The 14,046-nt window shown below is 50.9% G+C and carries 11 protein-coding genes; 10 read left to right on the top strand and 1 reads right to left on the bottom strand.

What is annotated here, in order from left to right; genetic code table 11:
* Positions 1-117: 117 nt before the first annotated feature.
* The 9 genes from rnc (at position 118) to BGX16_RS14510 (ending at position 9,725) form a co-directional block, all read left to right on the top strand.
* Positions 118-975, top strand: a complete 858-nt coding sequence (gene rnc, locus BGX16_RS04210) for a ribonuclease III (RefSeq protein ID WP_157797863.1) — start codon at positions 118-120, stop codon at positions 973-975.
* Entirely contained in the window at positions 972-2,792 is a 1,821-nt protein-coding gene (locus tag BGX16_RS04205) for an extracellular solute-binding protein (protein ID WP_100426745.1), read from the top strand. The genes rnc and BGX16_RS04205 overlap by 4 nt, the downstream gene beginning before the upstream one ends.
* Entirely contained in the window at positions 2,782-3,684 is a 903-nt protein-coding gene (locus BGX16_RS04200; RefSeq protein WP_100424928.1) for an NAD(P)/FAD-dependent oxidoreductase, read from the top strand. Before BGX16_RS04205 ends, BGX16_RS04200 begins: the two co-directional genes overlap by 11 nt.
* Positions 3,681-4,889 (top strand): bifunctional phosphopantothenoylcysteine decarboxylase/phosphopantothenate--cysteine ligase CoaBC, encoded by a 1,209-nt coding sequence (coaBC, locus tag BGX16_RS04195; protein ID WP_100424927.1) that lies wholly within the window; start codon positions 3,681-3,683, stop codon positions 4,887-4,889. The genes BGX16_RS04200 and coaBC overlap by 4 nt, the downstream gene beginning before the upstream one ends.
* Positions 4,882-5,691: a hypothetical protein gene (locus tag BGX16_RS04190; protein ID WP_100424926.1), complete on the top strand. Its 810-nt coding sequence runs from the start codon at positions 4,882-4,884 to the stop codon at positions 5,689-5,691. Before coaBC ends, BGX16_RS04190 begins: the two co-directional genes overlap by 8 nt.
* Before the next feature lie 18 nt (positions 5,692-5,709).
* The gene (gene dnaB, locus BGX16_RS04185) at positions 5,710-7,122 is read left to right on the top strand and encodes a replicative DNA helicase (protein WP_100424925.1); all 1,413 of its coding nucleotides are present in this window, start codon (positions 5,710-5,712) and stop codon (positions 7,120-7,122) included.
* Positions 7,123-7,124: 2 nt separating this feature from the next.
* On the top strand, positions 7,125-7,910 hold the full coding sequence (locus BGX16_RS04180; protein WP_100424924.1) for an MlaE family ABC transporter permease: 786 nt from the start codon (positions 7,125-7,127) through the stop codon (positions 7,908-7,910).
* Positions 7,911-7,918: 8 nt separating this feature from the next.
* A complete protein-coding gene (locus BGX16_RS04175) occupies positions 7,919-8,710 on the top strand; it encodes an ABC transporter ATP-binding protein (protein ID WP_100424923.1) in 792 nt (263 codons plus the stop codon).
* A 64-nt stretch (positions 8,711-8,774) separates the two neighbouring features.
* The gene (locus BGX16_RS14510) at positions 8,775-9,725 is read left to right on the top strand and encodes a hypothetical protein (protein WP_157797862.1); all 951 of its coding nucleotides are present in this window, start codon (positions 8,775-8,777) and stop codon (positions 9,723-9,725) included.
* Positions 9,726-9,796: 71 nt separating this feature from the next.
* Here BGX16_RS14510 and BGX16_RS04165 read toward each other — a convergent pair whose 3' ends face one another.
* A complete protein-coding gene (locus tag BGX16_RS04165; protein WP_100424921.1) occupies positions 9,797-12,400 on the bottom strand; it encodes an Ig-like domain-containing protein in 2,604 nt (867 codons plus the stop codon).
* 310 nt (positions 12,401-12,710) lie between these two features.
* Between BGX16_RS04165 and BGX16_RS04160 the strand changes: the two genes are divergently transcribed.
* Entirely contained in the window at positions 12,711-13,931 is a 1,221-nt protein-coding gene (locus tag BGX16_RS04160; RefSeq protein ID WP_100424920.1) for a hypothetical protein, read from the top strand.
* Positions 13,932-14,046 lie beyond the last annotated feature (115 nt).

Here is a 14,046-nt window from a genome sequence, read left to right as displayed (position 1 = left end):
TGTGCAAATCCTTGTATGAGGCAGCGTGACAAAAGAGCTGTTTGCTTTTTAAAGGAAATCCCGAGTGATAAGGCCTCGCCCCAATCTGGGAGAGGCTTATTTTTTATCTTTTCCTATATGGAAAAGAAAGACAAGAATGTCATCCACCGCATCTTTTTGTGGTTCCGCAAGAAGTCGGGAAACGATTTAGAAAACAGTCTGGGTTACACCTTTAAGAATCCGGAACTTTTGGCGCATGCCCTTGTGCACCGTTCATGGCTTTCGGATAAGGAAATCCCTTATTGGGAAAACAATGAACGCTTGGAATTCTTGGGCGATTCTGTGCTGAATATGCTCGTGACGGAATACCTGTACAAGACTTATCCGCATTTGCCGGAAGGCGATCTTTCGAAGATGAAGAGCGTAATCGTTTCGGGTCAAGCTTTGACGAAAATAGCCCGCAGCTGGAACTTGGGAACCTATTTGCGCGTAGGCAAGGGCGAAGCGAAGAATGGCGGTCGCGACCGCGACAGCCTTTTGGAGGACGCTTTTGAAGCGATTCTCGGCGCGATCTATCTCGATAGCGATATCAAGCATTGCCGAGCCTTTTTGAACCGCCACATTTTCCCGAATGTGCAGCAGGTGGTTTCGGAAGCGGACTTTATCAATTACAAGAGCGCCCTGCTTGAATATATGCAGGCGAGAGCGCTTCCACATCCGGATTACGAACTCGTTTCGGAATCGGGCCCGGAACACTGCAAGGTTTTTGAGATGACAGTGATGTTCCAGGACAAGGAATACGGCCGTGGAACGGGTGCTTCGAAGAAGAAAGCGGAGCAGGAAGCGGCGAAGATCGCTTTGGAAAAGTTCAAGGAAGAAGAAGCCGCAAAGACGAATGAAGCTCTGTTAAACGTGAAACCGCCGAAGGTAACGAAAAAATCGATCGCCCGTGCGGAAAAGGATTGCGCGAAAGCTCGGGCGAAGGGGAAAAAATGAAATTTTCTGTGAAAGCTTGCTTTGTGCTTTTGACCGTGGGCGTTTTGCTCGCAGCGAGCCTTTCGGCTTGCAACGGGGAATCTTCCAAGGACAAAAAGTCCGCTTCGAAAGGTGCGGTGAACTGCCCGGCATCGACGGTGTACCCGGCGGATGCGGATGGGGAATTTGACCCGATTGCAGATACGTCTGCAGTGGCTTGTGGATCGATTCGCCTGTGGGGTTCGGCGATGCCGAAGTCCTTCAACATGTGGGAGGATTACAACAGCTTTAGCGCGGGGCTGATGAGCCTGATGTTTGAACCGCTCGTGTCGCTGCACACAACGGAAGAACGCCCGGTGGGAATTCTCGCGGACAAGTGGGAAATCTCTGCGGACAGCATGACTTTCACATTCCATATCGATCCGCGCGCCAAGTGGAGCGACGGTGTGCAGATCACCGCCGAAGATGTGCAGTATTACTACGATGTCATCATGGATCCGAAGAATCTGACGCCGATTTTCAAGGTGGGACTTTCCCGTTTTGAACGTCCGAAGATTCTCGATTCGCTCACGATTTCGATCACGGCGAAGGATGTGCATTGGGCGAACTTCTGGGAAGCGGCAGGCCTTGTGGCTTTCCCGAAGCACGTGTGGAAGGATCAGGACTTTAACCAGATCCGTTACAAGTTCCCGGTGGTGGAAGGCCCGTACAAGATTTCGGAATTCCGTGAAGATCGCTACGTGGAACTTTCCCGCAACTCGAACTGGTGGGGCTTCCACAAGAACTGGAACCGCGGCAAGTACAACTTTGAAAAGATCCGTTACCGTTTTATGGAAGACCGCACCAAGGCACTCGAAGCCTTTAAGAAAGGCGATCTCGACGCGTATGCGATTTACACGTCTTCCATTTGGATTAAACAGACGGACTTTGACGCCGTGCAAAAAGGCTGGGCTGTGAAACAGCGCATTTTTAACCGTGAACCGATCGGATTCCAGGGCATGGCGATGAACCTGCGCCGCGATAAGTTCAAGGACGTGCGCGTTCGCAAGGCTCTCTCTTACCTGATGGACCGCAAGCTGATGAACGAAAAGTATATGTACAACCAGTACTTCTTGCTCAACAGCTACTACCCGGACCTTTGGGAAAATCATGAAAATCCGACGTCGCTGAATTATCCGTTCGATATGGATGCGGCGCGAAAGCTCCTTGCCGAAGCGGGTTATGTTCCGGGTGAAAAGGGCATGCTAGAAAAAGACGGCAAGCCGTTTGAAATCACGTTCATCACCGCAAGCGAAGATATGCGCCATTTGACGCTCTATCAGGAAGCACTCAAGAAGGCGGGCATTCAGGCTTCAATCGAACAGATGTCGCAGAGCACGCTCCGCAAACGCTTGGACGATGCGGACTTTGACATGTACTGGATCGCGTGGGGAAGTTCCCGTTTGAAAGATCCGGAAGCTTCCTGGTCGAGCGAAACGGCAAACGATCCGGGTACAAACAACGTGACCGGTTTGCAGGACGCGGTTGTCGATAGTCTTGTGAAATTGCAGAAAACCGAATTCGATCTTGCGAAGCGCAATGAAATTCTTCGAGCCTTGGACAAGCGTTTGACGGAAATCGTTCCGTACGTTTTGATGTGGCAGTGCGACTTCCACCGCATTCTGTACTGGAATCGCTTTGGTTTGCCGAAGAATGTTTATGCGAAGTTTGGACGTGAAGATGAAAGCATACCGGTGTACTGGTGGCTTTCGATAGACAAGTCTCAAAAGCTTGATGCCGCCATGCAGTCGGGAAAGTCTTTAGCCTTAGAACCGGCAGAGGTCCATTATGCAGAATAACTTTGACGTGTTGATCGTTGGAAAAGGCCCTGCGGGAATCTCGGCGGCCCTGTACGCTTTGCGTTCTGGGCTATCGGTGTTGATCGTCGCAAAGGATACGGGTGCACTTGCCCGTGCGCATGCGATTGCGAACTATTACGGTTTTGAAGAACCGATTACGGGTGCAGAACTCGAACGCCGTGGGGAAGCCCAGGCCACGGCCCTTGGCGCCGAAATCTTTACGGGTGAAGTTTTGGATTTGATGTTTGCTGACCAGTTCCATGCGCGCGTGAAAGGCGCCGATGGCGAAAGGGAATTTTTGGCGAAGTCCGTTGTGGTCGCCGCTGGATCTGTGCGTGCGAAGGCGCCTGTTTCGGGCCTTGACGCTTTTGAAGGCAAGGGCGTGAGCTATTGCGCTGTCTGCGATGGATTCTTTTACCGCAAAAAGAACGTGGTGGTTTTAGGAAGCGGCGCTTATGCCCTTTCTGAAGCCAAGGAACTTTTGCCGCTTGCCGCCCAGGTTTCCATTTGTACGCTGGGCGAAGAGCCCAAGGTGGAAATTCCTGCGGAATATGCCGTGGAAAAAGAAAAGATCGTCGCCGTCGAAGGCGACGACCATGTGCAGAAAATCCGTTTTGCAAGCGGCAAGGAAATTCCGGTGGACGGAATTTTTGTGGCCCTGGGAACGGCTAGCGCTGCGGATCTCGCCCGCAAGACCGGTGCGGCCGTGCAGTCAAATAAGCTGGTTGTCGATGAAAAATTGATGACGACGGTTCCCGGCCTTTTTGCTGCGGGAGACTGCCTCGGTGGAATTCTGCAAGTGGCGGTCGCTGTGGGCGAAGGTGCCAAGGCGGGCCTTGCCGTTGTTGAATATTTGCGTCAGTTGCGCACAAAGGAAGGAGCCGCAAAATGATTTTAGCGGGAAAGAAAATCCTTTTGGGTGTCACGGGAAGCATTGCGGCGTATAAGGCATGTGAACTTTTGCGCTTGCTTCAAAAGGAAGGCGCGGAAGTGCGCGTCGCGATGTCCGAAGCGGCGACAAAGTTCGTGGCGCCGCTCTCTTTCGCTTCGCTTTCCAAGTGCCCGGTTTACACGAAAGACGGTAACCCGGAAGGACGTCCTTTCCAACACATCGATTTTCCGCGGTGGGCGGATCTGTACATTGTGGCGCCTGCTTCGGCGGATGCGATTGGAAAATTTGCGAACGGCCTTGCGGACGATCCGGTTTCTCTTTGCTACATGTCAAGTACCGGAGACAAGTGGATTGCCCCGGCGATGAATACGGCGATGTATCTTTCGAATGCCGTGCAAAAGAATTTGGAAACGCTCCGTTCTTTTGCGGACACGCATATTTTGGAATCTCCGGCGGGGGAACTCGCTTGTGGCGAAATGGGCCCGGGCCGCTTTATGGAACCCGCGGAAATCGTCAACGCTTTGAGATTCTACTCACCGGAATCTGAAGCGAAGATGGGATCTGTTTTGATTACGGCGGGTCGTACCGAAGAAGCGATTGACCCGGTACGTTACATATCGAACCGTTCCAGCGGAAAGACGGCAGTCGCATTGGCGAATGAATTTTTGAAGGCGGGTTACCGCGTATTCTTTGTACACGGTCCGATGGATGTGAAAGTGCCGTTCGGCGTTTTCGATGTTCCGGTGACAAGTTCGCAGGATATGTATGACCGCGTTCTTTCTGCCCAGTCGAAGATGGATGTGATTGTCCATTGCGCAGCGGTGGCGGATTACCGTCCAAAGCATGTATCGGAAACAAAGATCAAGGATAGCCGCGGCCAGCTCGTTTTGGAACTCGAACCGAATCCGAATATTTTGCGGGACTCGGTCAAAAATAAAGCCGCAAAACAGGTGATTGTCGGCTTTGGACTTGAAACCGATGATGTGCAAAAACACGGCGAAGAAAAACTTTCCAAGAGCGGTGCAGACTTTTTGGTGCTGAATACGCCTGTCGTGGACGGTGCGGGTTTTGGCTATGACCGCGTTCCGTTTGCGATTCTCGAAAAGGGAAAACCTGTGCCGGAACTTTTGATGCGCTCCAAGGCAGAACTCGCCGAGGATGTGGTGAAGTTGGTGAGTGCCAAGCGGGAGGCGTTCTATGCCTGATTTTTCGGAACTTGCAAACTATCTCCGTGCGCAGATCGATTTGGATTCGGATCAACTGTATTCGGATGAACCTTGGGCTTGGTCTCCGCTGCAGGCGCAGCCTGCTGTGCAGTTCACGCCGCCTAAGCCCGCTCCGAATTTTACGCCGGGCTTTGCACCGGCTGCTCCACGTCCTGCCCCTGCTCCAAAGCCACGTCCGGCTTTAATGCCGACTGCGAAGATTGAGATTCCGGAATCGGCAAAATCCGCCGTTCCTTCGGCTTACGAAAAGGCGGATTCCCTTGAAAAGTTTTACGAGCTCGTGGCGGCTGAAAAGCTTTATGCCAAGACTCCGTTCATTCGGGGTGAAGGCAACTTGAACAAACCGCGTTTGCTGCTTGTTGTTTATTCTCCGCTTCCGAAATATCTCGAAAACGGTTATGCAAAGTCCGATGTGGGTGAAATGGTCGCTCGCATGTTCGGAGGCTTGAATGTCAAGCCGGAAGAAATCGGGGTGACGTACTTCTGCAAAAAGCAGGTTTCCCGTATGGTACTTCCGCAGGTCGCTCTTGTTTTGAAGAAGATGCTCGAAAAGGAAGTTTTGCTGATGGAGCCGCAGACGGTCATCTTCTTTGGTGATAAACTCTTAAAACAGGCTCTTTCGCAGAATAACGTGAAAGTGGTGGACTTTGGCGGAAAACCGCTTGAATTTGCAAAGACCCAGGCAACGGCTCTGATCGATCCGGAAGAAATGCTCACGAATCGCCAGCTGAAGCTTGTCACTTGGAAAATTCAAATTCCGAAGTGCGGATTTTTTGGTTAAATTCCAAATAGGTTTAGAATGGATCAGGAACAAGAAAATTACGAGTACAGCGGTAGAGCAGCACCCCAGGCAGTCGAAGCGGAAGTGTTTTTCCTCGGCGGTGTGATGCAAGACCCGAACGTCCTTTCGGACGTGGTTTCGCTGCTCGATCCCGATGACTTTTTCCAGGAACGTCACAAGATTATTTGGGAAGCGCTTCAGAGGCTTTCCCAGTTCAACACGCCGATCGACGTGGTGACGCTCAGCAACGCGCTTGAAACGGAGAACAAACTCGAAGCGGCAGGCGGAAGAGAATATCTCTTGAAGCTGATCGAATCCGTGGCGAGCGGCGCGAATGCTCGTTACCATGCAGAAATCATTCAGAAAAAGGCGGTGATGCGCCGCCTGATTAACGTATCGACGACAGCGATCCGCGAGGCGCAGGATCCGACGGCGGAACCGGACGATGTGATTTCGAAGCTCGAAGGCTCCGTGATGGCACTTGCTGAAAAGCAGGTGAAGAATTCCCTGCGCCCAGCAAGTGAAGTCGTGCAAGAAATTTTAAAAGCCGTGGAAATGCGTAAGGACGGTTTCTCGGGCTGCCCGACAGGCTTTACGGATCTTGACCGCTTGACGAACGGTTTGCAACCTTCCGACTTGATCATTCTCGCTGGACGTCCGGGTATGGGTAAGTCCGCTTTTGCGCTGACCCTTGCGGCGAATTCCAGTGTGAACTACGGAAAGCATGTCGCGTTCTTTAGCTTGGAAATGGGCGCAGAACAGTTGATGCAGCGTATTATCTGTTCCTTGGCGGGAATTGAACTTTCCAAGTTCCGTTCGGGTCATTTGAACCAGGATGAATTTGCAAAGCTCCCGGGCGCGGCAAGCCGTATTATGCAGTCGAATACGCTCTACGTGGATGACAACTTGGACTTGGGCATTATGGAACTCCTTTCCAAGTGCCGAAGTTTAAAACGCAAGGTTGGCTTGGACCTAGTGATTGTGGACTACTTGCAGCTGATGAAAACAGGCAAGGAAGAAAACCGTGCGGTCGCCGTCGGTGCGATTTCCCGTGGATTGAAGGTGCTGGCGAAGGATTTGAAAATCCCGGTTATCGCTCTTGCTCAGCTTTCCCGTAAAACGGAAGAACGTGCGGATGCCGCTCGCAGTATCAAAGCTCGTCCGCAGCTTTCCGACTTGCGTGAATCCGGTTCTATCGAACAGGACGCTGATATGGTGTGGTTCATTGAACGTCCGTTTTACCGTAGCCATGATGAAGCGGATAAGAACAAGGCTCAACTGCTCGTGGCAAAGCACCGTAACGGTGCAACGGCCGACATTGACCTGACTTGGATTCCGCAGTACACGCGTTTCGACAACTACATTCCCGAAGAAGAAGCGGGCCCGGATGGCGGCATGGGCTTCGGTTCGGTGGATGACATCGGAATTTAGGTATGGTAAAGATTCTCCTCGCCCCACTATTTTTCATGGGAAAGATGATTACCAACGGCATTTCGAGCGTTGGAGAATTATGCTGTATTCTGTGGTTTACCTTGCGCCAGTTGCCTTACGTGTTTCGCACGTGGGGACTTGTGCTCAAGCAGATGGTGGCGATCGGTGTTTCGTCGATGCCGCTTTTGTTTGTGACTTCGATCTTCACGGGCATGGTGGCGACGGTGCAAGCCTCGTTCCAGTTCCGCGGGCTTGTTGCCGACAAGTGGGTGGGTACAGCCGCCTGTAAAATGGTGCTGATTGAACTTGGACCGCTTTTGACGGCGCTCGTGTTGGCGGGTCGCGTGGGAAGTGCTCTTGCGGCGGAAATCGCTTCGATGCGCGAAAAGGAAGAACTCGATGCTCATGAGGTGCTCGGGCTGGATCCGTATCGCTTTTTGGCGATGCCGCGTTTTGTCGCCTTTATGACGATGGTGCCGTGTTTGACGGTCATTTCGAATTGCCTCGCTTTGATCGGTGGTTGGATTGTCGCGGTGCTCGTTCTCGACATTTCCTCGTATACGTTCTACACGGGTATGCAGTATTTGTTCAATCCGATGGACTTATTCGGCGGTGCCATTAAATCGTTTGTATTTGGAGTCATTATCTTTTTGATCGGTTGGCTTCACGGAATCAATGCGGCTCCGGGTGCGCGAGGTGTTGGTCTTGCGACAAAGGATGCGGTGGTTTCGTGCTGCCTGATGATTTTGATTTTGGACCTTGCCACTGACGCCATTCTTTTCCAATAGGTTTCGTTATGCCCAATGTGAATATCGATCCCAATGACATCATGATTCAGCTGCGCGGGTTGCAGAAAACCTTTGGTACGCAGACGGTTTTGGCAGATGTGAATCTGAACATTCGCCGGGGTGAAACGATGGTGATCATCGGTCAGTCGGGCGGTGGTAAGTCTGTAATCTTGAAACACATGATTGGACTTTTGCAACCGGATGGTGGCGAAGTCGTGGTCGATGGTGTAACGATCAGTACTCCCAAATTTTTTGACACCCGAACCATTCGTAAAAAGATGGGCATGCTGTTCCAGAGCGGAGCGCTTTTCGATAGCATGGATACGGGTGAAAATATTGCCTTCGCACTCCGTGAACATCATCCGGAACTTTCTGAAAAACAGGTTCAGGAAGTGGTAACGGAAAAGCTCAAGCTGATTAACCTGGTGCCGGAATTTCGCACCAAGATGCCGAGTGAACTTTCGGGTGGCATGAGAAAGCGCGTCGCCCTAGCACGTGCGATAGCCTTGAGCCCTGAAATTCTTTTGTACGATGAACCGACGACAGGTTTGGATCCGATTACGAGCGATGTGATTAACGATTTGATTCTCGATATGCAGAGTAAACTCGGTGTAACTTCGGTCGTGGTGACGCATGACATGGTCAGCGCGTTTAAGGTCGCGGACCGCATTGCGATGCTGTATAAGGGACGTATTATTGAAGTCGGTACGGTCGATGAAATCAAAAACACCACAAATCCGTTTGTGAAGCAGTTTATTACCGGAAAACGTAAGATTAATCCGGAAGATACCGCAAACTAAAGTTTACAGTCTGCCGAAAGTTATTACATTTCTCTTTAGGATCTTTAACGATCTTGGGAATTTTATGAATAAAAAATTTTTTTCGGGACTCATTTTTGCTCTTTCCGTTGCCAGTGTCTTTGTGGCTTGTGGTTCGGGTGATATTTCCGATGTGACTTCGGACGACGAAACCCTGCAGTATTTGCAGGATTCTACCTATTATGCCCAGGAAGTGGAAAAGGCGTTGGAAGCTTGCAAGGCAGATGCTAAATGCGCTGAAAAACTGGGTGGCGAAAGCTCTGCGTCGACAGAAAGCTCTTCGTCTGTGGAAGGGAATTCATCTACAGGGGATGTCTCTTCGTCGAGTAGCGCTCTTTCGTCGAGCTCTTTTCAGATTGTCTTTAGCTCTAGTTCTGTGGAGATTGCTTCGTCCTCTTCGAGCGTCTTAAGCTCCAGCTCCGAGGCAAGCTCTTCGAGCGTCTTAAGCTCCAGTTCCGAGGCAAGTTCTTCTAGCGTCTTAAGCTCCAGCTCCGAGGCAAGCTCTTCGAGTGTCGTAAGCTCCAGCTCCGAGACAAGCTCTTCGAGCGTCTTAAGCTCCAGCTCCGAGGCAAGCTCTTCGAGCGTGGAAAGTTCCAGTTCCGAGACAAGCTCTTCGAGCTTTGTAAGCTCCAGTTCAGAGATAAGTTCTTCGAGCGCGGAAAGTTCAAGTTCAGCAGAAAGTTCTTCCAGTGTGGAAAGTTCGAGTTCGTCAGAAGGAAGCTCGAGCAGCGGAGATGCCGTGGTCATCGTGGAATCGGCGCCAACAACATTGGATGGCGGGTACACGTATGAAATTCAGTCTTGTAGCGGTAACACAGGCGAAAAGACGATTCAACTTTCGGGAGATCGAACGGATTGCTTAAGTTGGTTTGCTGAAAGCGTGGAATGGAATGCGAATGCATGGTGGGGCGGTTGTAAAGGACAGCTCTCTGCAACGTTCCCGATTACAGTGACGGTTCCGGGTAATTCTTCCTTAGCGATCACAGCTTGTTGGTAAGATTCTGAAGTAAAAAAAAGCGAGGCTCCGTAGAGTCTCGCTTTTGATATTTACAGGAGAGAAATTTCGAATTATTGTGCCTGGATGTATCGACGATTAATGCTTCCGCTCTTTGTGTATTCGATGACGATGACTCGGTCGGCGGGCATCTGGTTTGGCTTTTGTGCACCGGAGAAGAGCGGGCGACCCTGCATGTCGAAAATGCGGTAGTAGGTGGTCGCTTCTCGGACGTAGTTGACGTTTCCAGAAATCACCGTGGATTCTTCTGCGCTGCTCGAAGATTCTGCCGTAGCGCTGCTAGTTGCGGTTTCGCTACTGCTCGATTCCGCGGCGACGCTCGAAGAACTTGCATTTGGATCGTTCACCGTAATCTTGCGGACGACGGAAACGTTTGTGTCTGCACCAACTGTGGCGATGGTATAAGTGAATGCTCCCGCTTCCGTTGGCGTTCCCGAAATCGTTACACGGGATTCGAATTCATTCAAGGTGTAGTTGACTCCATTTGGAAGACCCGTGACTTCAACTCCGGAGCAGTTGCCCCAGACATAGCTGAAGGACGCAATCGATTCGCCCAGGGTGATTGTCTGATTCGAAGAACCGGCGCCGTTCTTGGTCAAGGTAGCCTTGGTGAGAACCGCTTCACCCGAGACTTCAAAAGTGGTATACGAGGAAACGCCTTCGAGACCGTTCTTATCCGTTGCAATCGCAATGGCGCTGTAGGTGCCAGCAGAGACATCGGAAACGGTTGTCATGTACGGGCTAGACGTTGCAGAACCGACGAGCGTCGTGCCGATGTAAAAGTCCACCTTGGTAATGGCAGAGCCGCTGTTGCTTTTGACGGTTGCAGATAAAGTAACTGCATTCTGGGCAGGTGTTGCCGAAACGCTTACCGTAGATGCGATGGGGGAAATCCCTGTCGCCTGATTGTAGCTGGGCATACTACCGTAGCGACCACCTACACCTGTGAGCAGAGGCATGGAATCCGGAAGGGTACTGTTCGTGCGCAAAGTGTACGAATAGCTCGGAGTAAACACGTTATCGGTGAAAGCGGTGCTTGTTGCGGTTCCGTTGTTGCTGTACGGAGTCGAACTTTTTGCTTTCTTGATCGTGTTGTTCTTCATGTTGACTTTACTATAGGCATCTTTGCCGGCGACTTGGATATTGGCCGTGCCGATGTAATTGTTTTCGTAAAGCAGTTGAGACGTTAAAGAAGAGGTGCCGTTGACATCGATAATATGCCAATGGTTATAATCCACATAGGAGTTGTAGATGTGCACCGTGGGGGTGACGCTACTTCCGTCCTTGGCATAAATTTTCGGAACACGTCCAAAGGAATTATGCCAATACATATCGTGAATGGTCGCTTGTGCGTTTTCCACAAGATGCATATAGGGATCATAGTAATAGCAGTTGTATTCGTTTGCTCCGTCATAGTCGACATAGGAAACTGTCAGACCCTTGACAAATTCCAGGTCCATGCCGTCCGAAATCCATTTGTAACTGATGTGGTCAAACCAGAAATTCGAAACTTCATTGCCATTGTTACCGGAAATTTCTAGACCATCGCCCGCTTCGATCAAATGCGGGTTCACGTCGTAAATGGCGAGATTGCGGAAAATATTGTTACCGGCGCCTTCGTTTTTGCGGTTGTTGAGAGAGGCTCCGCGGAGATTGGCCCCACGTCCCATGCCGATGAGGCTCTTGTTGTTCTTGATGGTAATCCAATTATCCCACGACTGGATTTCACCGGTTCCGACAATCGTCGTTCCGTCTAGACCGCTACAGGTGTTGGCTGCAAAGTTGATGCGGTAGAACGTATTGCTTGAATTCTTGTCATTTGCACCGCAGGCGGATTTACACCAAGTGCGCCCTGCGGCAGTCGCTTCCGTGACGGCATCGCGGAACTGTCTAAAATCATAGGTTCCTTCCGGAACAAGAATCGTTACCGCTTCGCTAGACTGCAAATATTTTCGGATCGAAGCCGAATCCGAGGCGATGACAATGGATCCCGCATCGCCGCCGGTGGTGGATGCTCCAAAGCCTTCGGCCGTGATGTTTAAGTTGTAAAGAAGGGCCACGGTGGTATCGGTGGAAGATCCCGTCCAAATCCACTTGGACTGCGAACCGGACGGCCAACCCGTTAAATCGGCTCCGTTTGGCATTTTCGTATTGGAATAGCTCAGGGTGGTAGCTCCGCCCCATTGGCTCAAGTCGCGGCCCTTATTTTTCCATGCGTTATTGTAAATGCCGTAGTCGGGTTTTGCGTACCAGCCTGTACCGCCACTGTAATAAGATTCATGCAGTTCATCGATCTGCACCATCACGCCGTGGGCGCCGTCTTCATCGACGCCGATTACAGAAATGGCGTTTTCGCCCGGAAGGAACGTCATCGGCACAAAGCGAACGCGTCCAGCCTGGTTGTCTTCGGCAAGAAGGGCTCCATTATGGTACAAACGGTAACCGCCGTCAGCCACAATCCAAATGCCCGGACCTTTTCCGCCGTTATAGGTGGAGCGGGATAAAGTAGAACCGACAGCGTCACCGCCGCCGAGCTTCGCGTCGGACGGAAGAGTGACCACTTCAGTCGGAGAAATGGCGGCTTGGCTTAAGCCAAAACTGCAACTGAGGACGATCCCTGCAATCAGGGCTCTTTTTTTACAGAATGTGTTTTTCATAGGCATCCAACCTGAATCCTTTAACTCTGAATTGAGCCAAAGTTCCCTTTCCTGAATCTATTGTGGTTTCGTAGGATAGCGGAATTTCACAATTTATTCGTTGTTCGCAGACAACGATGCCGTACGCCTTTTGTAAATAAAAATTTAGGCAAAAATGCTCCAGAGGGGGATTGCGAGCCTTTTTGCGTGCTTTGACTCACGGGATTTGAAAAAGAGGAACTTTTGTACCGCATAAATATGTTGCGTTTAGCCTAAAAAAGTTTAAATTCCTCATTGGATTGTTGTAATTTACAAGAAAGAGGCCTTTCTTATGCAGAAAAAGTTGATGTATGGACTCGCTCTCGCTGCGATTGCCGGTGGCGCTTTTGTCGCTTGTGGCAGCGGTGACGTATCTGGTGTTACTTCGGAAGACAAGGGTAACGTCTTCGTTTATGATTCTTCTTACTATGTAGGTCGTGTCGAAACGGCCACGAATGCCTGTGCAAGCGATGCGGAATGCGCTAAAAAGGCGAATAATACTGTTATTGAAGAATCTTCTTCTAGCTCAGAAATTACGGAACCGGGTTCTTCTTCTGCTGCAGTAACAAGTTCCGCATCAACGGAAAAGTCGAGCTCTTCGGCTGTGATTAACTTCTCGAGCGCTTCGACCTCTTCGTCTTCGACAGTCGTGTCGAGTTCTTCTGTTGAAATTCAGGATGACGGTACGGTAAACGGTACTTGTGCACCGGTTCCGGCGACGATCAACAAGGGTGAATCGACTACGTGGACCTTTACCCAGGTGACCCCGGCTGGTATGGCTGGCATTACGGCTGGAGCACAGGCTGCCTATGATTGGTCGATGCCGAGCTCGACGGAAGGCACGGCAAATGGTACCGGGTTGAAGAAGACTACAGCAACTTATACGGAAAGCGGTTCTTATAGTGCGACCCTTGTCGTGGACGGCAATACGGTCACGTGCTCGGCTCTTCAGGTGAACGGTGCTGCGATTACGGGTTGCTCTTGCACGGCTGATGCGGAAACGGTGGATATCGCCGGTGCAACGGCAACGGCTTCTTGGAAGGTAACAGGCTGCACTTCGGATGCGACAATTACGGGCTTTGCTTGGTCTGCAGGCGTGACGGGTTCGGATAACACAGGTTCGATGACGGTTTCTGCGAAGGGCGATGTGACTCCGACGGTGACGGTTTCGAACGCCGAAGGAACGAAGCAAGAAGTGACTTGTGGTACCGTGAAGGTGACGGATTCCTCGGCTCCGGAATATGAAATTCTTAAAGCTAATGACTTGGTGACTTTGCCGAAAGCTGGATCTTACACTATTTCTATGGGTGCGACGAATCCTGGCGGCTGCCAAATTTGGTGCACAAGCGCTACCGGTGAATCTTGGAGCGCATCTGTCAACGGAGGTGCGGCGACTTCTGGTACTTATCATGCTGCAATTGAAGGCGTGAGCGCTTCGGACTGCTCTGGTACTATGAGCCTTGAATTGACTGGCGCTACCTCCGAAGTTAAATGCGGTGCTAACTGGTGGTAATAGCTGGTATTAGCCTAGTAAATTTCAAAAAAGACCTCTCTTCGGAGAGGTCTTTTTTGTATGCATTCAAAACCGCCGGCTATTTTTTTTGCTGTGATTTCTCTGTGTTAGGAAT

It is taken from the genome of Hallerella succinigenes, assembly GCF_002797675.1.
Lineage (GTDB): Bacteria > Fibrobacterota > Fibrobacteria > Fibrobacterales > Fibrobacteraceae > Hallerella > Hallerella succinigenes.
This window is presented reverse-complemented; position numbering and strand designations above follow the sequence as displayed.

Excerpts from the sequence above, each read along its gene's own strand:
- rnc (WP_157797863.1), top strand. The coding sequence starts at position 118 with ATGGAAAAGAAAGACAAGAATGTCATCCACCGCATCTTTTTGTGGTTC.
- BGX16_RS04205 (WP_100426745.1), top strand. The coding sequence starts at position 972 with ATGAAATTTTCTGTGAAAGCTTGCTTTGTGCTTTTGACCGTGGGCGTT.
- BGX16_RS04200 (WP_100424928.1), top strand. The coding sequence starts at position 2,782 with ATGCAGAATAACTTTGACGTGTTGATCGTTGGAAAAGGCCCTGCGGGA.
- coaBC (WP_100424927.1), top strand. The coding sequence starts at position 3,681 with ATGATTTTAGCGGGAAAGAAAATCCTTTTGGGTGTCACGGGAAGCATT.
- BGX16_RS04190 (WP_100424926.1), top strand. The coding sequence starts at position 4,882 with ATGCCTGATTTTTCGGAACTTGCAAACTATCTCCGTGCGCAGATCGAT.
- dnaB (WP_100424925.1), top strand. The coding sequence starts at position 5,710 with ATGGATCAGGAACAAGAAAATTACGAGTACAGCGGTAGAGCAGCACCC.
- BGX16_RS04180 (WP_100424924.1), top strand. The coding sequence starts at position 7,125 with ATGGTAAAGATTCTCCTCGCCCCACTATTTTTCATGGGAAAGATGATT.
- BGX16_RS04175 (WP_100424923.1), top strand. The coding sequence starts at position 7,919 with ATGCCCAATGTGAATATCGATCCCAATGACATCATGATTCAGCTGCGC.
- BGX16_RS14510 (WP_157797862.1), top strand. The coding sequence starts at position 8,775 with ATGAATAAAAAATTTTTTTCGGGACTCATTTTTGCTCTTTCCGTTGCC.
- BGX16_RS04165 (WP_100424921.1), bottom strand. The coding sequence starts at position 12,400 with ATGAAAAACACATTCTGTAAAAAAAGAGCCCTGATTGCAGGGATCGTC.
- BGX16_RS04160 (WP_100424920.1), top strand. The coding sequence starts at position 12,711 with ATGCAGAAAAAGTTGATGTATGGACTCGCTCTCGCTGCGATTGCCGGT.